This window comes from Solihabitans fulvus, from assembly GCF_008386585.1.
Lineage (GTDB): Bacteria > Actinomycetota > Actinomycetes > Mycobacteriales > Pseudonocardiaceae > Solihabitans > Solihabitans fulvus.
Genome location: NZ_VUOB01000001.1, coordinates 259,897 through 279,612 on the forward strand (window position 1 = coordinate 259,897; position 19,716 = coordinate 279,612).

20 protein-coding genes are annotated in these 19,716 nt (G+C 72.2%); 9 read left to right on the forward strand and 11 right to left on the reverse strand.

The window, feature by feature from the left end; genetic code table 11:
* Window positions 1–15 precede the first annotated feature (15 nt).
* Entirely contained in the window at window positions 16–1,299 is a 1,284-nt protein-coding gene (mycP, locus tag F0L68_RS01200) for a type VII secretion-associated serine protease mycosin (protein WP_223198389.1), read from the forward strand.
* A gap of 94 nt (window positions 1,300–1,393) precedes the next feature.
* On the opposite strand, the gene F0L68_RS01205 is transcribed toward mycP, so the two are convergent.
* A complete protein-coding gene (locus F0L68_RS01205; RefSeq protein ID WP_149847482.1) occupies window positions 1,394–1,690 on the reverse strand; it encodes a hypothetical protein in 297 nt (98 codons plus the stop codon).
* A 37-nt stretch (window positions 1,691–1,727) separates the two neighbouring features.
* The gene (locus F0L68_RS01210; RefSeq protein WP_149847483.1) at window positions 1,728–2,078 is read right to left on the reverse strand and encodes a WXG100 family type VII secretion target; all 351 of its coding nucleotides are present in this window, start codon (window positions 2,076–2,078) and stop codon (window positions 1,728–1,730) included.
* Between the two features lie 131 nt (window positions 2,079–2,209).
* Here F0L68_RS01210 and eccCa point away from each other — a divergent pair, with 131 nt between their 5' ends.
* Genes eccCa through F0L68_RS01235 form a run of 5 tightly spaced genes read left to right on the forward strand, consistent with a single transcriptional unit; the run spans window position 2,210 to window position 10,048 of the window.
* Entirely contained in the window at window positions 2,210–6,184 is a 3,975-nt protein-coding gene (gene eccCa / locus F0L68_RS01215) for a type VII secretion protein EccCa (RefSeq protein WP_149847484.1), read from the forward strand.
* Window positions 6,185–6,244: 60 nt separating this feature from the next.
* Window positions 6,245–6,619: a hypothetical protein gene (locus F0L68_RS01220; protein WP_149847485.1), complete on the forward strand. Its 375-nt coding sequence runs from the start codon at window positions 6,245–6,247 to the stop codon at window positions 6,617–6,619.
* A 20-nt stretch (window positions 6,620–6,639) separates the two neighbouring features.
* Window positions 6,640–8,160, forward strand: a complete 1,521-nt coding sequence (locus tag F0L68_RS01225) for a hypothetical protein (RefSeq protein ID WP_149847486.1) — start codon at window positions 6,640–6,642, stop codon at window positions 8,158–8,160.
* Window positions 8,161–8,172: 12 nt separating this feature from the next.
* A complete protein-coding gene (locus F0L68_RS42065; RefSeq protein WP_188316322.1) occupies window positions 8,173–8,766 on the forward strand; it encodes a hypothetical protein in 594 nt (197 codons plus the stop codon).
* A 10-nt stretch (window positions 8,767–8,776) separates the two neighbouring features.
* On the forward strand, window positions 8,777–10,048 hold the full coding sequence (locus tag F0L68_RS01235; protein ID WP_188316323.1) for a WXG100 family type VII secretion target: 1,272 nt from the start codon (window positions 8,777–8,779) through the stop codon (window positions 10,046–10,048).
* A 91-nt stretch (window positions 10,049–10,139) separates the two neighbouring features.
* Here the strand turns inward: F0L68_RS01235 and F0L68_RS44455 are convergent, their stop codons facing one another.
* Genes F0L68_RS44455 through eccD form a run of 8 tightly spaced genes read right to left on the reverse strand, consistent with a single transcriptional unit; the run spans window position 10,140 to window position 14,044 of the window.
* Window positions 10,140–10,262, reverse strand: coding sequence for a hypothetical protein (locus F0L68_RS44455; RefSeq protein WP_276313804.1), 123 nt, complete (start codon window positions 10,260–10,262; stop codon window positions 10,140–10,142).
* Window positions 10,263–10,319: 57 nt separating this feature from the next.
* The gene (locus F0L68_RS44460; RefSeq protein ID WP_276313805.1) at window positions 10,320–10,442 is read right to left on the reverse strand and encodes a hypothetical protein; all 123 of its coding nucleotides are present in this window, start codon (window positions 10,440–10,442) and stop codon (window positions 10,320–10,322) included.
* A 58-nt stretch (window positions 10,443–10,500) separates the two neighbouring features.
* The gene (locus F0L68_RS44465) at window positions 10,501–10,623 is read right to left on the reverse strand and encodes a hypothetical protein (protein ID WP_276313806.1); all 123 of its coding nucleotides are present in this window, start codon (window positions 10,621–10,623) and stop codon (window positions 10,501–10,503) included.
* 58 nt (window positions 10,624–10,681) lie between these two features.
* Entirely contained in the window at window positions 10,682–10,804 is a 123-nt protein-coding gene (locus tag F0L68_RS44470; RefSeq protein ID WP_276313807.1) for a hypothetical protein, read from the reverse strand.
* 58 nt (window positions 10,805–10,862) lie between these two features.
* Entirely contained in the window at window positions 10,863–10,985 is a 123-nt protein-coding gene (locus F0L68_RS44475; RefSeq protein ID WP_276313808.1) for a hypothetical protein, read from the reverse strand.
* 57 nt (window positions 10,986–11,042) lie between these two features.
* The gene (locus F0L68_RS44480; protein ID WP_276313809.1) at window positions 11,043–11,165 is read right to left on the reverse strand and encodes a hypothetical protein; all 123 of its coding nucleotides are present in this window, start codon (window positions 11,163–11,165) and stop codon (window positions 11,043–11,045) included.
* A gap of 58 nt (window positions 11,166–11,223) precedes the next feature.
* Window positions 11,224–12,657, reverse strand: a complete 1,434-nt coding sequence (eccB, locus tag F0L68_RS01240; protein ID WP_149847487.1) for a type VII secretion protein EccB — start codon at window positions 12,655–12,657, stop codon at window positions 11,224–11,226.
* 4 nt (window positions 12,658–12,661) lie between these two features.
* A complete protein-coding gene (gene eccD / locus F0L68_RS01245; protein WP_149847488.1) occupies window positions 12,662–14,044 on the reverse strand; it encodes a type VII secretion integral membrane protein EccD in 1,383 nt (460 codons plus the stop codon).
* A 141-nt stretch (window positions 14,045–14,185) separates the two neighbouring features.
* Here eccD and F0L68_RS01250 point away from each other — a divergent pair, with 141 nt between their 5' ends.
* Window positions 14,186–15,709 carry a serine/threonine protein kinase gene (locus F0L68_RS01250; RefSeq protein ID WP_149847489.1) on the forward strand — a complete coding sequence of 508 codons (1,524 nt, stop codon included), beginning with the start codon at window positions 14,186–14,188 and terminating at the stop codon, window positions 15,707–15,709.
* A 145-nt stretch (window positions 15,710–15,854) separates the two neighbouring features.
* Here the strand turns inward: F0L68_RS01250 and F0L68_RS01255 are convergent, their stop codons facing one another.
* Window positions 15,855–17,687, reverse strand: a complete 1,833-nt coding sequence (locus F0L68_RS01255) for a bifunctional metallophosphatase/5'-nucleotidase (protein WP_223198390.1) — start codon at window positions 17,685–17,687, stop codon at window positions 15,855–15,857.
* Between the two features lie 173 nt (window positions 17,688–17,860).
* On the opposite strand from F0L68_RS01255, the gene F0L68_RS01260 reads away from it, so the two are divergent.
* Entirely contained in the window at window positions 17,861–18,919 is a 1,059-nt protein-coding gene (locus tag F0L68_RS01260; RefSeq protein ID WP_188316324.1) for a permease, read from the forward strand.
* A complete protein-coding gene (locus F0L68_RS01265; protein WP_149847491.1) occupies window positions 18,916–19,698 on the forward strand; it encodes a TIGR03943 family putative permease subunit in 783 nt (260 codons plus the stop codon). Before F0L68_RS01260 ends, F0L68_RS01265 begins: the two co-directional genes overlap by 4 nt.
* Window positions 19,699–19,716 lie beyond the last annotated feature (18 nt).

Sequence of the window (19,716 nt, forward strand, 5' to 3'; positions counted from 1 at the left end):
CGGACGATGGCGGCGATGAGACGACATCGGATGGCGGCGGTCGCCGCCGTACTGGCCGCGACGGCGCTGCGGGTCGGCGGCGGCGCGGCGGCGGACGCGGCGCCGCCCGCCGGGGCCTGCCACGACGCGGAGCCCGCGCACCCGCAGGTGCAGGCGCAGCCCTGGGCGCAGCAGACGCTCGACCCGGACCGTGCCTGGCCGTACAGCCGGGGCGCCGGCGTGCTGGTCGCGGTGGTGGACTCCGGCGTCGACGCCGACCACCCGCAACTGCGCGCGCCGGGCAAGGTGCGCGCGGGCCGGGACTTCTTCCTGACCGGCGGGCTGCCCGGCGCGTTCGACTGCGTGTCCCACGGCACCGGGGTGGCCAGCATCATCGCCGCAGATCCGCTGCCCGGCGTCGGCTTCCACGGGATCGCGCCGGACGCGCAGGTCCTGCCGGTGCGGATTACCGACCGCGACTTCGGCGACCAGGGCGAGACCCTCCAGATTAACCCGGACGCGGTGGCGAACGGCATCCGCTACGCGGCCGACCAGGGCGCGAAGGTGATCAACCTGTCGTTGGCCGGGCACAGCGACTTCCCCGTCATCCGGGACGCGGTCGGTTACGCGGTCGCCAGGGACGCGCTCGTGGTGGCCGCGGCCGGGAACGGGCAGCAGGACACGACCGCCGAGCTGCCGTCCTACCCGGCCGCCTACGACGGCGTGCTCGGCGTCGGCGCCGTGGACATCGACGGCGCCCGCATGTCCGGCTCGCAGCTCGGCCGGTACGTGGGGATCGTCGCGCCCGGCGCCAAGGTGCTCGCCGCGACAAGGGTGGACGGCCACGCCTACGTCGACGGCACGAGCTTCGCGGCGCCGTTCGTCGCCGGCACCGCGGCGCTGGTGCGCGCGGCGTGGCCGCAGCTCACCGCGGCACAGGTCGTCCAGCGGTTGAAGGCGACGGCCAGTCCGGCGCGCGGCGGTCTCGGCAGCGCGGGCTACGGCGCCGGCCTGGTCAACCCGTACCGCGCGGTGACCGACGGCCTCGACCCGAACAAGCCGGCCGCGCTGCCGGCGTACGTCCCGCAGCCGCCGGATCTGCCGCTGCTGCACCGGATCGCGCAGGAGGAGCACACGGCGACCGTGGCGAAATGGCTCACCGCAGCGGCTATCGGCGGCATCGTGTTGGCCGCGCTCACCGCCGCGGTCCTGCCGCGCGGGCGCCGCCGCCGCTGGCGGGCGAGCCGGGCGACGCGGGTGCCGACCGAGCCGATCGTCGTAGAGCCGCCGGAGCAGGTGTTCCTGATCTCCGAGCCGTAAGACGAGCACGGCGACGGCCCCGACAGCGGGGAAGCGTGCCGGGGCCGTCAACCGCGTTGCCTGGCTGGGAGAACAGGCCAGGGTTGCTGGTTGCTTAGGAGGAGAACAGGCGCATCGAGTTGGTCAGTGCCTGGTTCAGCACGTCGCGCGCGGCGGTGGTCTTCGACGCGAACACCTCGGCGGTCTCGACGTGGTGGTCGTAACCCTGTAACCAGGAGCGCTGGTCGTCGACGCGGACCATGCCGGTGCCGTCGGCCAGCACCTCCTCGGCGGCGTCCTGGTCGTACCGGAACTGGTGGTTGAGCGCGGTGTCCCAGTTCTCCTGCTTGACCGACCGCAGGGTGCCGACCTTCTCGTCGACGTGGCCGAAGTTCATACTGATCTGAGGCATGGTCAGTCCTTTCTGGACATTGGGGTGCGGCGTGCCGTCACAGGTTGATGGCGGCGCCGATGGCTCCGCCGCTGCCGAAGTCGACCGAGCCGACGGCGCCGTGCCCGTCCTGGTCGGCCGAGTCGTAGGTGGTGGCGACGACTCGGGTCTTCTCGCCGTTGTGCTGCAACCTGTTGGTGTGCTTCACGTGGTCGCCGCTCATCAGCTGCGAGACGTTCTGGAACGCGGAGAAGGACGTCCCGCGCCAGCTCCCGGACAGCTCGTCGAGGCTCTTGCCGAGCGCCACGCTCCTGGACTGCATGTCCTCGGAGTTGCCGATCGTGGTCTGGGCCAGCCGGATGATCTCCTCGGTATCACCGTGGATGAAATCGCCTGAAACTCCTGTCATCTCACGCTCCGTTCTCTTTCCTACAAGCGTTGTCGTCGACACGCTAGGTCGACGGACCGCGCTCCCTGGTCCGGCGGCATGTTCATGCCATGCCGCCCGACCGGCGCCGTTGGTCGCGGACGATCGCGGATGTGGCGACAGTCGTGGTGAAGCGGCCGGGCAGGCGACCGGCCCCGGAGATGCCGACGGGCGAGCTGATTCTTCAGCCGCCGCCGGAGATTCCGCCGCCGCCCGGCCGGCAGTGGGCGCAGGTGCTCATGGTGCTGCCGATGGTGGCGATGATGGCGTCGTCGCTGCTGCTGTACTCGGGCAGCGTCGGCGGATCCATCCGCTTCGTCATGTACGGGATGATGGGCGTCGCCATGCTCGGCATGGTCGTGATGGGCTTGCTCCAGGGCGGCGGCCCGAGCAAGCGGGAGATGGGCCACGCCCGGCGTCGGTACCTGCGGCACCTGTCCCAGCACCGGCTGCGGTTGCGCCGCTCGGTGCGCCGGCAGCGCACGGCCATGGAGTACCTGCACCCCGACCCGACCGCGCTGTGGTCGCTCGCGACGAGCTTCCGGTTGTGGGAACGGCGAAAGGACGACCCGGACTTCGCCGTCGCGCGGATCGGCCGCGGCCCGCAGAGCCCGGCTATGACGCTGGTCGCCCCGGACACCAAGCCGCTGGAGGAGCTGGAACCGTTGTCCGCGTTGGCGTTACGGCGGTTCATCAGCACCTACACCACCGTCGACGGGCTGCCGATCGCCATCGCGGTCAACGGGTTCAGCCGGATCTACCTGCGCGGCGACCGCGCGGCCGCGCTCGGCGTGCTGCGCGCGCTGCTCGCGCAGCTGGCCACCCTCCAGTCGCCGGACGACCTGCGCGTCGCGGTGTGCGTCGGCGAGGACCAGCGCGCCGACTGGGAGTGGGTCAAGTGGCTGCCGCACGCCCTGCACCCGGAACGCACCGACGCGCTCGGCCCGCTGCGCCTGGTGGCCGCGACCATTCCGGCGCTGGAGTCCATGCTGGAGGAGGAACTGGTCAAGCGGCCCAGATTCGACCCCGAGGTGGACCTGCGCGTCCCGGGGCCGCACCTGGTGGTGGTGCTCGACGGCGGCTCGGTCGCCGGCTCGGACCACCTGATGACGGGCGGCGGCGTCGAGGGCGTGACCGTCGTCGACCTGACCACCGTGCCGCCCCGCGCGCTCGACCGGACCTCGGTGGTGCTGGCCGTGGACGCCGACGGCACCCTGGTCAGCGAGACCATCGACGGCGACGCCCCGCTCGGCCGGGCCGACGCGCTCGGCCCGACGGCGACCGAGGGGCTGGCCAGGCAGCTCGCCCCGCTGCGGCTGACCGCGGGAATGCGCGGCGACGCGCCGATGAGCTCCGAGCTCGGCCTTGCGGACCTCCTCGAACTCGGCGACCCCTACGAGCTCGACCCCGACGACACCTGGACCCCTCGGCCCAACCGGGACCGGTTGCGGGTCAAGTTCGGCATCCAGGCCGACGGCGTGCCGATCGAGATCGACCTCAAGGAGTCGGCCCAGGACGGCATGGGCCCGCACGGCCTGCTGATCGGCGCCACCGGCTCCGGCAAGTCGGAGCTGCTGCGCACCCTCGTGCTCGCCCTCGCCGTCACGCACCCGCCGAACTCGCTGAACTTCGCGCTGGTCGACTTCAAGGGCGGCGCCACCTTCACCCGGCTGGACGCGTTGCCGCACACCAGCGCGGTGATCACGAACCTCGCCGACGAGCTGCACCTGGTCGACCGGATGACCGACGCGATCAGCGGCGAGCTGATCCGCCGTCAGGAGTTGCTGCGCGCGGCGGGGAACTTCTCGTCCCTGCGGGACTACGAGAAGGCCCGCGCCGCGGGCGCCCCGCTGCCGGAAGTGCCGACTCTGCTGGTGATCTGCGACGAGTTCTCCGAGCTGCTGTCCGCCAAGCCCGACTTCATCGACATGTTCGTCCAGATCGGCCGGGTCGGCCGGTCGCTCGGCGTGCACCTGCTGCTCGCCTCGCAACGGCTGGACGAGGGTCGGCTGCGCGGCCTGGAAACCTATCTGTCCTACCGAATCGGGCTGCGCACGTTCTCCGAGATGGAGAGCCGCGTCGTGCTCGGCGTCGCCGACGGGTTCCACCTCCCGAGGGCGCCGGGCCACGGGTTCCTCAAGGTCGGCACCGACCCCATGGACCGGTTCCGCTCCGCCTACGTCTCCGGCGTGTACCAGCGCACCTCGGGAACCGGGGTGGCGGCGGCCATCGGCCGGCAGTTCGCGCTGCACGAGTACAGCACCACCTACCTCGCCCCCGAGGTCGACGTCGACGAGGAGGACGAGGCCGCGCGGGCGGAGGAGGCCGAGGCCGCCGTCGGCGAGACCCTGCTCGACATCCTCGTCGACCGGCTGGAGGGCAGGGGCACCCCGGCCCACCAGGTGTGGCTGCCGCCGCTGGCCGAGTCGCCGACCCTGGACGGCCTGCTGCCTGCCATCGTCCCGCACCCGCAGCGCGGGCTGACCGCCGACTCGGCTGAGCTGGCCGGCGGGCTGCGGCCGGTGCTCGGCATCGTCGACCGGCCGTTCGAGCAGCGGCGCGACCCGCTGGTGCTTGACCTCTCCGGCGCGGCAGGACACGTGCTGGTGCTCGGGGCTCCACAGACGGGCAAGAGCACCACGCTGCGCACGCTGGTCACCAGCCTCGCGCTCACCCACACGCCGAGGGAGGCACAGTTCTACTGCCTGGACTTCGGCGGCGGCACGCTCGCCGCGCTCGCCGGCCTGCCGCACGTCGCCGGCGTGTCCAGCCGGCTGGACGCCGGCGCCGTCCGCCGCACCGTCGCCGAGGTGGCAACCGTGCTGGCGCAACGGGAACGGATGTTCGCCGAGCACCAGATCGACGGCATCGTCAGCTACCGCAGGATGCGCGCCGATGGCGGGTTCGCCAACCAGCCGCACGGCGACGTGTTCCTGGTGATCGACGGCTGGCAGACGCTGCGCAACGACTTCGCCGAGCTCGAGGAGTCGGTTGGCGACATCGCCGCCCGCGGCCTCGCCTACGGCGTGCACGTGGTGGCCAGCTGCGCCCGCGCCTTCGACCTGCGGATGACCGTCAGGGACCTGTTCGCCAGCAAGCTGGAGCTGAAGATCGGCGATCCGATCGACTCGATCATCGACCGGCGCGCCGCGATGAGCGTGCCGGCCGGTGCCCCCGGCCGGGGCGTCGCGATGAGCGGGCACCAGCTCCTGGTGGCACTGCCCAGGATCGACGGCAGCGCCGACGCCGAGGACCTGGCCGCCGGCACCGCCGCGCTCGTGGCGGCGGTCCGGGCGGCGTGGCAGGGCGAGCCCGCGCCGTCGGTGCGACTGCTGCCTGCCGTGCTGCCGTACGCGGAACTGCCCGCCACCGACTCGTTGACCGGTCCGGAGGCCGGGCTCGCGGTCGGCATCCACGAGCGGGACCTTTCGCCGGTGCGGCTGGACTTCCGCGCCGACCCGCACTTCTTCCTGTTGGCCGACACGGAGAGCGGCAAGACGACGTTCCTCCGGGTGTTGGCGAAGCGGATCTGCCAGGCGTACACGCCGGAGCAGGCCAGGATCGTGGTCATCGACCACCGGCTCGGGTTGCTCGGCGAGGTCGGCGAGCAACACCTGCTCGCCTACGGCACCAACGACTCGCACAGCAGGGGCGTGCTGGCCGAGGTGGCCGAGGCGATGTCCAAGCGCCTGCCCGGCCAGGACGTCACGCCGGAGCAGCTGCGGGCCCGAAGCTGGTGGCAGGGCCCGGAGATCTTCGTGCTCGTCGACGACTACGACATGGTGGCGACGCACAAGGAGCATCCGCTGCTCGCGCTGCTGCCGTTGGCTGCGCAGGGCTCGGACATCGGCCTGCACGTGGTGCTGGCCCGCCGCACCGGCGGCGCGGGCCGGGGGCTGTTCGAGCCGTTCCTCGGCAGGCTGCGGGAGGTCGGCGCGCCCGGCCTGATGATGTCCGGCGACCGGGACGAGGGACCGCTGCTCGGCGGCATGCGGGCCCAGGTGCTGCCGCCGGGGCGGGGCTGGCTGGTGGACCGCAGGGGCAACAAGAACCTCGTCCAGCTCGGTTGGCTGCCGCCGACGGAGTAGCCGGCGGAGACCGCGAAATCGGGTGCCTGGCAGGGAAACAGTCGAGATCGGGAGCGAGAGATGGGCGCTGGGGACGAGATCAACGGGGAAACGGACGCGATGCGGGAGTTCTCCCGGCATCTGGCGGGGAGCGTCCAGCTCGAACGGATGCCCAAGGCCGTCAGCCGGCACGTGGCGGCGGCGTGCGGCGGCGGCCTGCGCTCGTGCGAGGTGCTCACCAAGGCGGACCAGGACAGCACCGACTTCCTGCACACGTTCATCACCGACGTGGTGCAGGGGTTCGCCGCGTACAGCTCCTTCGTGCATCGCTCGGCTGCCGCGTACGTGGCGGCCGACGAGACCGGCCGGCAGGGCATTCTCGCCGCGCTCGACGGGATGACAGGCCAGGGACTGCCGGCCATCATCCCCGAACTCGACACGACGGAAACCCGGTAGCCGGAGTTAGGTGCGTCCAGATGTCCGCGTACGACGGCATGAACATCGACCAACTGCACGACGTCATCACGGCCGAGGCTCCGCACGCCCAGCGGCTCACCGAGGCCGCGGCGATGTGGCGCGAGGCGGCGACCTGGATCGACACCCAGGCCGGGTACCTGAGCAACGAGGTGAAGAAGCTCACCGGGAACTGGCCGGACAACGCCGGCAGGATGTTCACCGAGCGGGTGAACAAGGACCTGTTGGCCATGTACTCGTGGGTCGACTCGAACCTGATAAGCAGCATGGCGCTGCCGCACACCGCGATTCCGCCGAGCGGCTCGTTCCCGACGCTCCCGTTCCTGCCCAACTTCGGGCACGAGACCAGGATGAGCGTCGGCATCCCGCAGTCCAAGGTGATCGACCAGCTCACCGGGCTGGCCGGCGACATCAAGACGGCGCAACAGAACATCGAGCGGCTGCGCAACTACTACTACGGCCTCGACGTGGCGGTGCGGGGCAACACCGAGAGCCTGATCAAGGCGCAGATGATCGCGCAGCTCGACGCCCTCGACCAGAAGTACGGGACCGCGGCGGACGCGATGCGCGTTGCCATCGGTGGTAGGTGGACCGGCCCGCGTGCCGCGACACAGGAGACGTCGGATGGGCCCGTGACACCCGGCAAGGACAAGGGCGGCAACGACTCCAGCGGCAAACCCGGCGGCACCGACCCTGGCGCGACCGACCCGAAACAGGACCCCGCCACCACCCAGCCCACCAACAACGACACAACCAGCACGAACCAGGACACCCTCTCGACCCAGCTCCAGACGGCGGCCACGACGCTCGACTCGCTGACCCAGGCCGCCCAGACGCTCGAACAGCTGCTCGGCGGCGGCAGCGGGAGCAGCGGCGGCAGCAGCGGGCTGCCCAGCCCGGTTGGGCTGTCCCCGACGGACCTGGCGTCGCTGCAAAGCCCGCTAGGCAGCCTGATCAACCCCCTGGAGCACCTGAACCACCTTGCCCCGTCGGACAATCCGCTCGGCCTGCCCAGCCTGGCCGGGCTCGGCGGCGGCGACGGGATCGGCGGCGGTGCCGGCCGGTTGGGCGGTACGGCCGGGCTCGGCAGCGCGGCGGGCCAACCGGGGGTCGCGCCGGTGCACGGGTCGGACCTGGCGCCCCCGCTGGCGGCCGCGCCGATCGCCGCCGCGCGCACGACGGGCACCGGCACCACCGGGACGTCCGCGACGTCCGGAACAGGGATGGTGCCGCCGATGTACCCGCCGCACGGCGCAGGCGCGAAGTCGGCAGGCGGCGTCCGCCCTGGGGCCGCGGAACAGGCCAACCCCGCACGGCCGCGCGAGCGGAAACCCAACGGCACCCCCGGTGTGTCGCTGCTCGGCCGCACCGCGCGGGCCAAGGGTGCCGCGCCGCGGTCCGCCGCGCCGACCGAACCCCGGCGGAGCTGGGATCCCGAGAACGACACCGTCCAGTTGCTCGACGAGGAGCTGTGGCAGGTCGATCGGAAAGACACCGAACCAAGGCACCGCACCGGACACTGAAGGAGGGGGCACATGCCCACACACATCGACGGCGACCCCGAGGCGATGGTCACGTTCGCCGGGCAGCTCACCGCTCCCACGATGCCGTCGTCGCTGGCCAGGCTCGGCACGCCGCCGAACCTGGCCGGGCTGTTCGAGGGCATCGCCATGTCCCTGCTCGACAAGGCCGCCACGGCGGTGACGGCCGCCTACCTGACCAAGGTCACCGGCGACATGGTCACCTACTCGACGAAGGTCAACACCGCCGCCGCGACCTACTCCATCGCCGACGTGACCAGCGGCCTCGACCTGGTCGCCTCGGGGGCGAAGTTCGCGCAGCAAGGCATCAGCCTGGTCAAGCAGGTCACCGGGTCCTCAGGTTCGTCCAGCACCGACTCCTCGGCCTCCTCGACCCAGCACACCGGCGCGACCGCCACCGACTCGGCGACCCAGCACACCGGCGCGACCGGCGCCGACTCGGCGACCCAGCAGCACCCCGGCACGCCGGGAGCGCACTCCCCGACCCACCCGGCCACCGCGGGCCAACCGGCGGCCGGCGTCGGCGGCGTGCCAGTCCAGAAGCCCGCCGACCAATCTGTGGGCAACGCCCCGCAGCGCACCGTCTGAGGAGCGACCCATGTCAATCCCCTACAACCTGCTGCCCATCGAGATGCACGTGGCGATGATCTCGGCCGAACTCCCCAACGCCTCGGTCCTCGCCGACGCGGCGCGGATGTGGACCGAGGTGCGCGGCTGGGTCGAGGCCGCGCACACGGAGCTGAACTCCCGCGCGAGCACCCTCAGCCAGGGCTGGAACGACGACGCCGGGCGGGCGCTGGACGAGAAGGTTCAGCGGTCCCTCGCCGAGCTGAAGACGTGGGGCGAGCGGATCGACGGCTCCAACGTCGTGCAGACGCTGACCACCATGTCGACCGCGATCCCGGAGGCGCACGCCGAGGTGACGGCCCTGCACGAGTCGTACCAAGCCGCCATGGCCGTCCCGTTCGGCCTCGGCGTGCCGGCCGCCATCGCGATCCAGCAGCTGTCCGGCACGCGGATGACCGCGCTTGGCGCGCAGTTCGACGGCTCCATGCTCTCGGTGTGCGCGGCGGCCGGGGCCGCGACACCCGCCGACCTCGTGCCCGGCCTTGACAACATCAAGGCGCCGACGGCGGCGGAGCTGGCGAAGTCGGCAGAGTCGGCGACGAGCGCGTTGTCCGCGTTGCAGAGCCTGGGTTCCAGCCTCACCGGGGGCGGGAGCGGCAGCACGCCGGACCTGTCCAGCCTGTCGCCCGACCTCACCGGCGGCCTCGGCTCGACGGGCTCCGGCGCGTCGCTGCCGGACCTCACGTCGGCGGGCGGGCCGTCGCTGGCCGGGCTCGCGCCGAACACGCTGATGCCGGGCCAGCTTCCCGGCCTGGAGAGCATGTCGGGCGGCCTGTCCGGTGGCCTGCCCGGCTCGGGCGCGCCGCCGGTGCCGCTCGGCGCGCTCGGCGGGTTGGGCGGGCTCACCGGGACGGGCGGCGTCCCGTCGCTGATGCGCCCGAGCGGGGCCCGCAGGGCCGCCGGCAGCGCCGCCGAGATCCAGCCGGGCGCGGCGAACTCGGCGGCGTCAAAGGGAACCGCGGGCGGGATGCCGATGATGCCGCACGCCGGCCGGGGCGCGGCCGGCACGATCCGGCCGAGTTCCACCGAGCACCCGACCGGCCGCTCCGGCAGCGGGCGGCGGCGCGCGGCGGAGACGGACGGCGTCGCGGCGACGCTGCGCGGTCGGTCCGGCACCGGCGACCACGGCGGCTTCACCATGCCGCGCGACCGGCACGCCCCCGAGACCGAGTTCGGCTCCGTCGAGCTGCTCGACGAGGAACTGTGGGAGGCGACCCCCGGCTCGCCGGGCCACGGCGGCTGACCACAACCGACCCGGTGCCGGCCAGCAATCCGCTGGCCGGCACCGGGTCGTTGTCGTTGTGCCGGAACAGAGTTGTGCTCGACCGTCGCGGTCAGCCGGTGGTGGACTGGTGAGTCGCCGCCGCCGGATCGAGGCTCGGCCCCTCGGGCAACCTGGTGACCAGGCCGGCCGGCAGCCGCACCGGGCGCACGGCCGGATAGCCGAGCGTATTCACGCCGTGCTGTTCCTGGATTGCCGTTGTGCCGAAACAGAATTGTCCTCGACCGTCGCGTCAGCCGATAGTGGACTGGTGGGTCGCCGCCGCCGGGTCGAGGCTCGGCCCCTCCGGCAACCTGGCGACCAGGCCAGCCGGCAACCGCACCGGGCGCACGGCCGGATAGCCGAGCGTATTCACGCCGTGCTGTTCCTGGATTATCGTTTTGCCGGAACAGAATTGCCCCAGACCGTCGCGGTCAACCGGTGGTGGACTGGCGGGTCGCGGCCGCCGGATCGAGGCTCGGCCCCTCGGGCAACCTGGCGACCGGCCCGGCCGGCAACCGCACCGGGCACGCGGCCGCGTAGCCGAGCGTCTTCACGCCGTGCTGTTCCTGGAATGTCGTTGTGCCAGAACAGAGTTGTCCTGGACCGTCGCGGTCAGCCGGTGATGGACTGGCGGGTCGCGGCCGCCGGATCGAGGCTCGGCCCCTCGGGCAGCCTGGCGACCAGACCGGCCGGCAACCGCACCGGACGCGCGGCCGGACAACCGAGCGCATTCACGCCGTGCCGTTCCTGGATCGTCGTTGTGCCGAAACAGAATTGACCTGGACCGTCGCGGTCAACCGATGGTGGACTGGCGGGTCGCCGCCGCCGGGTCGAGGCTCGGCCCCTCCGGCAACCTGGCGACCAGCCCGACCGGCAACCGCACCGGACGCGCGGCCGGATAACCGAGCGTCTTCACGCCGTGCTGTTCCTGGACTGCCGTTGTGCCGAAACAGAATTGTCCTCGACCGTCGCGTCAGCCGATAGTGGACTGGTGAGTCGCGGCCGCCGGGTCAAGGCTCGGCCCCTCCGGCAGCCTGGCGACCAGCCCGACCGGCAACCGCACCGGACGCGCGGCCGGACAACCGAGCGCATTCACGCCGTGCCGTTCCTGGATTGTCGTTGTGCCAGAACAGAATTGTCCCGGACCGCCGCGGTCAGCCGCTGATGGACTGGTGAGTCGCGGCCGCCGGATCGAGACTCGGCCCCTCCGGCAACCTGGCAACCAGGCCAGCCGGCAGCCGCACCGGACGCGCGGCCGGGTAGCCGAGCGTCTTCAACACGTCCGGCGTCGCGAGCGGGTACCGGCGTCCCAGATCGGTCACCACCATCAGCGTGCCGCTCGGCGCCTGCCCGGACGGCATCGCCTCGACCACCGCGGCCCAGCCCGGCGGCACGTAGCTGCGGTCCGCGAGCGGGGTGCCGTTCGCCGAGCGGCGCGCGGTGGCGGCCAACGGGTCCGCTGGCGGCAGCGCGGGATCGAGGGTCAGCCGGGGCGTGGTGTCGCCGCTGGCGAAGGTGGCGCACACCGTGGCGTTCCGGTCCGGCATCCTGGCGATCGACGGCCGGGTGGCCGGCGCCGCGTCGGCGGCCGCGCCGACCGGGTCGAGCTGCCGCGCGGCGGCGGCGAGCGACGGCGGCAGCGCAACGGCCTTCGGCTCGCCGTCGGGATAGGCGGCCATGATCGGCGCGTAGGCCCGCTGGATGTCGTACTGTAACTCGGAAATCGGCCGCAGCGTATCCTGCTCGGCGAGGTAGTACTGCCGCCCGCCGCCGGAGGTCTCCACCATCAGCAGCGTGCCGACCCGGAGGTCGGTGCGCCCCGGCACGGCCGTGGACACCGCCCCCGGCTGCGCCAGCGTGACCGGCCCGATCGGCGTTCCCTCCGGCACCACGTCGAGCCACGCCTGGCCGACCCTGGCCCACGGTTCCGTGGTGAGCGCGAGGCCCGTGCCGACCGCGCCGTAGTCGGTGATCCGGTGCCGGTGGCCGCGCCAGACCACGAAATGGTCCCCGGTCGGCACCAGTTCCACCAACAGCGCCTGGTCGCCGAGTTCGGCGCCGCCCGTCGGGTCGGCCCCTGCCAGCAGCACCGACTCCTCGATCCGGCTGCCGGCCACGTCGCTGGCCGGCGCGGAGCACAGCGACCACGCGCCGGACAGCAGCCGGTCGGCGCCGGGCAGCGCGTCCGGCGCGTCCGGGATGCCGATCCTGGGTCCCCTCGGCACGCCGACCAGGGAGTCCCGCGACACCTGCGTCGTGCTGCGGTGGTCGCCGAGCAGCAGCAGCGCGGAGGCGTAGTTGGCGACCGGGTGCAGCCGGCCGTCGAGGTAGACGTACCTGGTGCCGGTCTCCTTCTCCACGATGACCGTGCTGTCCTTGCGCCAGGCGTTGTTGCCGCCGGGCACGATCATCCCGTACACGCCGACGCAGGCCAGCGCGACGATCGCGATGGCGACGCTGGCGAACGACGCGCTCGTCGCCCTGCGGAACGGCGGTTGCTCCGGGTCGGTTTCCCTGGTGGCCAGGGCGGAAACCGCGCGCTGCACCAGGAACTGGTAGGCCTGGAGTTGGTCGCGCCTGCTTGCCACCGGTTCAGCCCCCCAGTCCGCGCACGTAGCCGTACAGGCCGAGCACCGAGCACGCGACCGGCACGATCGCGACCATGACCAACACCTCGAAGTACTCGGCGAACCGGCCGAGGTAGGGGTTCGCGGCCCTGGTGCTGAGCACGACACCGGCCGCGATCACGGCGGCGGCCACGACGAACAGCAGCGGGCCGGTCATGGCGAGCAGTCCGGCGCGGTCCGCCATGACCGGGCCCACCACCAGGCAGCCGACCCCGACCATTCCCGTGGCCAGCAACGGAATCCGCTGCCGCAGGATCGGATACAGCCGTGCTCGCAACAGAAAGCCGACCGACAGCACCGCGACCAACACCACGCCGGCCTCGCTGCCGCTGCGGACCAGCACGACCTGGCAGCACAGCACCACCGCGCACGCCCCGGCGAGCAGGCCGGTGAGCAGCGCGTCCGCCCTGGCCACCGCGGCGTGCACCAGCGCGAGCGGCGGCTGCGGATCGTCCCTGACCAGGTCCGCCGTCGACCGGGGCAGCACCGGCATCGGCACCCGGCCCAGCCGCAACGCCAGCGGGGCGAACACGGTGGACAGCACCAGCAGTCCCGCGCCAACCACGGCGGCGGCCCGATAGCCCGCGACCGCGTCGGTGGTGGCCAGCCAGCCGCCGAGCACGCCGAGGAGGCCGACCGTGGCCGCGCCGGCGAACAGCGCGGGGGCCGCGACCACCCCCAGGTAGCCGACGAGCGCCGCCAGCAGCAGCGCGGCACCGGCGAGCAGCAGGTGGCCGGGCGACAGCCCGGTCACCGGGTTGTCGCCGGCCAGCAGCAGCCCGCCGCCGACGAAGGCGAACGGCAGCGCGACCGCCGCGAGCACGGCGCCCGCCTCGGCGTCGCCGATCGCGCGCGCCAGCACCACCCCGGCGACCAGCAGCAGCGCGGCCGCGCCGAGTGCCCACTGCGCGGGCGACGCCCACGGCGGCCCGGCGCGCAGCACCGCGACCAGCCCGAGCAGCATCGCCGATGCGCCCGCCGCCAGCCCGGCCAGCCTGGTGTGCCTGGGCCCCCACGCCCGCCCCGCGCGGCCGGAGCCGGTGGCGATCGCGTCGACCAGGTCGTCGTACTCCAGCTCGGGCCAGTCCAGCCGCCGCGCGGTCAGATGCAGGATCTCCCCGTCGCGCACCCGGTGCGCGCCGAGCGTCCGATCCAGGTCGAACGCCGTCCCGTCCGCCCTACGCAGCAGCCAGCCGCCGTCGGCGACACCGTCGTCGGCCAGCCCCTCGCCAGCGCGGGCCAGCAGGCCGGGCAGGATCTCGGCGATGGCGGCGTGTTCCGGCAGTGCCATGTCGATCCGCCGACGCGGAGTGGCGATGGTGACCCGCACCAGGCCGGTGGTCTGCATGGCACGAGCTTCGCCCGCGACACCCGCTCGCGGTCGGCGAAGGCAGGAAGCTGCCATGCGACGGAACGCGGTATCCCTTTCCTTGGGGCGCATTACTTCCTACCCTGGACACTGCGGATTCCGCAGGCGGGAGAACGGCTCATGAGCATCGAAGGTGGCGGCGCGGTCGGCGGTCTGCGACCGCTCGGCGAGGGTCCGATCGCCACGGTCTACGTCGGTCGGTCGGCCGACACCGGTGTCGAGGTCGCGGTGAAGATGTTCTACGACCGCATCGACCGCGACACTGCGGCCTGGCTCGACCGGGAGCGCGCGGCGCTGGACTCGGTGCGGTCGGTGCGATCGGTGCTGCCCGTCGACGGCGTGGTCGAGCACCCGGACGGCCGGTCCGGTGTGCGGATGGAGCTGTGTCGGGGTTCGCTTGCCGGGCTGCTCGACGCCTTCGCCGGCCCGCTGGCCGTTGGCGATGTGCTCGTCGTCGGGTCGGCGGTCGCCACGGCGCTGGCCGCCGCGCACCAGGTCGGCGTGCTGCACGGCGGGGTGACGCCGCAGAACGTGCTGTATCGCCGGTCCAGCGAGGTCTGCCTTGCCGACTTCGGACTCGCGCTGCGCGAACGGTTTCCGCGCGATCCGATGCACGCGGTGGAGTACACCGCCCCGGAGACGCTGCGCGACGACACCAGGTCCGTGGCGTCCGACCTGTACGGGCTCGGCGCGGTGCTGTACACCGCGTTGACCGGGGCGCCGCCGTTTCCTCGCCGCACCGGCCAACAACCGGGCGAGCGGATCCTCCAGGTGCTGCGGGAGCAGGTGCCCCCGATCCAGGCCGACGGCGTCCCATCCGAACTGTCCACTGTGGTCGGTCAGCTGCTGGCCAAGGATCCCGCGGACCGGCCGCAGGACGCGGCGAGCGTGGCCGAGCTGTTCCAACACCTGAGCAGGGTTGCGGCGGTCCCCGTTGCGGAGCCCGAACCGGATCCCGCCGCCGAGACCACCGAGCCCGCCCGCACCATCGACGCGGCGGAACCGGCCGACGACGGCCAGGACGACTTCGACTTCGACGACTTCGCCGAGGCCACCGCTCCCGCCGCGGCGCTCGACACCCGCTTCCTGCCCGACCAGCCGACCGTGCCGGCGATGCCGATCGTGCCGCCGATCGCGCCCGCCGTGCCTCGACGCACCCTGCTGCACACCTTCAGCGCGACACCACCCCGCCAGGGCGGCTCCGCCAGGACTCGGTGGCGTCCCGCCGTTCTGGTCGGCATCGGCGCGGTCGTCGTCGGGCTGACCGCCGTGCCGCTGATCGCCGGGCGCGGCGGTCCCGCCACCCCGCCAGCCCCCGCCGCCGTCGGAGTGCCGACGCAGTCGTCCGACCAGCCTGCGACGTCGTCGGGCCCGACGCAGGTGATCAACCTCGAACTGGCCGCGCCGACCGACGAGGGCACCGCCGTCCAGCTGGACTGGAAGGCCGACGGCGACCTGGACTTCGCGGTGGTCGTGGCCGGCGAACAGATCAACACCATGGTGCTGGTCGCCAACCGCCAGCACAGCATGCGGGTGCCGATCGACCCGACGCGCAGGTACTGCTTCCAGGTGCGGGCCACGAACGGCCAACAGACGTACAAGACCAAGCCGCTGCCGATCCGCGGCGCGCAGTGCAGCTCCTGAGCCGGTAGCCACCTACACGTCATCGAGTTCGTGGTCGCGGCCTGGGCCGCCCCCGCACACGTCCCGGGCGGGCCTTGGAGGACAAGGCGTACTCCTCCAAGGCCAACCGTGGCTACGTGCGCGGGGGCGGCATCCAGGCGGTGCCCTACTGCTTGGTCACCCGGCCGGTGGTCAGCGGCGCGACCGGCGAGCTGCCCGCGGCCTTGAAGTAGGCCTCGAACACATCGACGTCGATCGGCCCCGGCGAGGGGTTCTTGGCCTGCGTGAAGGTGGTGAAGCCATCACCGCCGCCGGCCAGGAAGTTGTTCGTCGCCACCCGGTAGGTCTTGGCCGCGTCCAACGGCTGGTCGCCGATCTTCACGCTGTCGGCGACGATCTTGCTGCCTGCCTCGCCGGCATCCTTGAAGGCGTAGGTGATTCCGGCGATGTCCAGGACCTTCGGGCCGAGGTCGTTCTTCCACTGCTGCTCAAGCAGGGCCAGGATCTGCTGGCCGGTCAGGTCGAGTGTGGTCACCTGGTTGTTGAACGGCTGCACGGTGTACAGCTCCCCGTAGGTGACCTGGCCGTCCTGCTTCTGCACCCCGGCCCCGGCCTTGGCGGTCAGGTCCGCCCGCACCCCGCCGGGGTTCATGAACGCGGCCACCGCGCCGCCCTTGGCGGTGTCCTTGGTGGCAGCCAGCATGGAGTCCGCGATGAGGTCGCCGAGCGCGGTGTCCCCGCCCGCCAGCGGCGTCTTGGTGATGTCCCCGCCAATCGAGCCGACCACTCGGTTGACCTTGGGGCCGGCGGCCTGCTTGAAGAAGTCGACCAGCTTCTTGGCGTCGGGGTCCTCGGGCACCGAGCGGGTGACCATCCGGTTGACGGCCTCGGCGGAGGTCACCTTGTCGCCGTTGAAGGTCAACGTGATGTCGGTGATCAGCTTGCCGTAGAAGGAGGCCTGGGTGATCAGCTTGTCGTGCAGCTTGCACACGTAGGGCATGTGGCTGTGCCCGGAGATGATCACGTTCACGGCCGAGTCCATCCTCGCGGCCAGCCCGTCGGTGATCTTGTCGATGTTGTCGCACTTGTTGTAGTCGGCGTCGGAGCCCTTGGGAACAGTCTGCGAGCCGCCCTCGTGCACCAGCACCACAATCGCCTGGGCTCCGGCCTTCTTCACGTCAGGCACGTACTTGTTCACCGCGTCGGCCTCGTCGCCGAAGGTGTAGCCCTTGATGTTGTCGGCGAGTTCGATGCTCGGCGTGCTCTTGGTGACCACGCCGATCACGCCGACCTTGCGGCCGGCCAGGTCGAGCATGATCCAGGGCTTCAGGGCCGGCGGCTGCTTGCCGGCGGCGTCGGTGACATTCGCCGCCAGGTACTGGTACTTGGCGCCCTCGCCCAGGTTGCCCGGGTCGCAGCCATCGGCCGGGCAGCCCCCGGTCTGCTTGCGCGCGAGCTCCCCGATGCCCTTGTCGAACTCGTGGTTGCCGACCGAGGAGGCGCTGACGCAGAGCTGGTTGTAGAACTTGATCGAGGGCTCGTCGTAGAACAGCCCGGAGTCCAGCGGGCTCGCCCCGACCGCGTCGCCGGCCATCAGGGTGGCGCTGTTCGGGTACTTCTGGGCCAGCCGCTTGAGGTGGGTGGCGAAGTAGGCCGCGCCGCCGGAGTCATACCCGGCCAGCTTGCCGCCGGAGCCGACCGGCGGCTCCAGATTCCCGTGGAAGTCGTTGAACCCGAACAGGTGGATCTGGTCGGGCTTGGCCTCCGGCAGCTCCCCCGACTCGGTCGAGACCAGCGGGATCTTGCCCGCCGCCGGCGCGGCCGCGGCCTGCCCAGTGGCCGGAGCGGACGGCTGACACGGGGGCTTGACCGCCTCGGCGGCCTTCGCCGAGTTGTCACCGGTGCTCGGATTGGGGCTGCAGGCCACGGCGGTCGCGATCGCCGCGACACCGACCATCGTCACCGCCCCGGTCAGCCAACCGAACCTGGTGCGCTTCATCACAAATCTCCCTCGACGACGGCCGCACACGCCTTTGCAGCCTGTTTCCCCAGCTTGACGAGGCGAGACCTTAACTCATACTGATGAACGAATATCGTCAACTGCGCATAACGGAGTGCTCTCAATCCCGGGCAATATGTCTGATTAGACCGAGTAGAAAGTTGGCATTCGGCGTGGACGGGACCCCGGTGGCCAAGGCTGAGGCGACCCAGGATGGTGCGACAGAACCCGGCGCGACCGCGGCCGGGCCGGTGATCGTCGCCGACGCCGGGCCAAGGTCGCGGTGGTCGAAGGCCCCGACGATGGCGGTGGCCGCCCTCGTCGTCGGCTGGTGCCTGCTGCTGCTCGTCCAGGCCGACGCCGGCCAGCGAACGCGCTGGGCCACCGTGTTCATCGCGCTGGTGGTGCAGGCGATGCCGTTCCTCGCGCTCGGCGTCTGCGTCTCGGCCGCCCTCGCCGCGTTCGTCACTCCCGCCGCGCTCCGGCGGTTGGTCCCCGACCGGCCGGTCATCGGGGTGCCGGTGGCGTGCACCGCGGCCACCCTGTTGCCCGGCTGCGAGTGCTCCTCCGTGCCGGTGGCCGCCCGGCTGCTCGGCCAGGGCGTCTCCGAGTCGGCGGCGCTGGCCTTCCTGCTCGCGGCTCCCGCTGTTAACCCGGTGGTCATCGCCGCGACACTGGTGGCCTTCCCCGGGCACCCCGAAATGGCGTTGGCGCGGTTCCTCGCCTCCTGGATCACCGCGATGGCGGTCGGCCTGCTGTGGCGGCGGATCGGGGTGCCCATCCGGTTGCCGAAGCGGTACGTCTCGACGCCGGACGGCGCCGGCAGCGGGGCCCGGCTGTCCCGGCTGGCCGAGGTCATCGTGGAGGACTTCGCCTACGCGGCCGGGTACCTGACGGTCGGAGCGGGGCTCGGCGCGACCCTTCAGGCGCTGCTGCCCCGCACGGTGGCCGATGCCGCCGCCGCCCTCGGCCCGGTCGCGGTGCTCGCCCTCGCCCTGGTCGCGGTGGCGATCGCGGTCTGCTCGGAGGCCGACGCGTTCCTCGCCGCAAGCTTCCGGCAGTTCTCCCGCACCGCGCAGCTCGCCTTCATGGTGGTCGGGCCGATGGTGGACGTGAAGCTGATCGCCCTACAGGCCGGCACCTTCGGCCGCCGGTTCGCGGCCCGGTTCGCACCGGCCACCTTCGTGATCGCGGTGCTGGCCGCCACCGGTGTCGGGGCGGTGCTGCTGTGAGGCTGCCAAGGGGGTTGGCCGCCGGCCTGCTGACGGCGTTGGCCGGGGTGGTGCTCGGCAAGCTTGTGCTCTCGGGGGCGCACACGGCCTACGTTCGCCCCAGCATGGGGCCGTACCTGTTGGCCTCGGCGGCGCTGCTGGCGGCCGCCGGCCTGTGGACGACAGCGCGGGCACTGTCGGCCAGGCCACCCACACCGGACCACGACCACGACCACGAGAACGGCCGGCTCGGCATCACGCCGGTGTCCCTGCTGTTGGTGGTTCCGCTGCTACTGGCGTATCTCGTCGGGCATCCGGGGCTGAACGCGGCCACCGCGGACACCGAAGGCATCAGCGCGGCCCCGCCGCAGGTCCAGGCGCAGCCGCAGGGCCGATCCACCTCCTATGCCCCACTACAGACGGGACCGGACGGCACCGCACGGCTGAGCCTGCTGGAGACCATCCAGCGCGGGCTGTCCAACGACGGCGAAACCCTGCGCGGGCACCGGATTCGGGTCCAGGGCTTCCTCACCAAGCCGCAGGGGGAACCGGGCACCGCCACCCTGTCCCGGTATGTGATCTCCTGCTGCGCCGCCGACGCCTTCCTGGCCTCGGTGGACCTCAGTTGGCCGCAGTCGCCGCCCCCGAAACCAAGCACCGGGCAGTGGTACGAGGTCATCGCCGAGTTCACCTCGGTGGACCATTCGCCGGCCGACCCGGCGCAGCCCCGCGTGCACCTCACCGTGGTCCCCGGCGGCGACCTCAAGATCCCCGACCCGGCCGACCCCTACGAGACCTAGAGGTGTCCTGCGGATCTT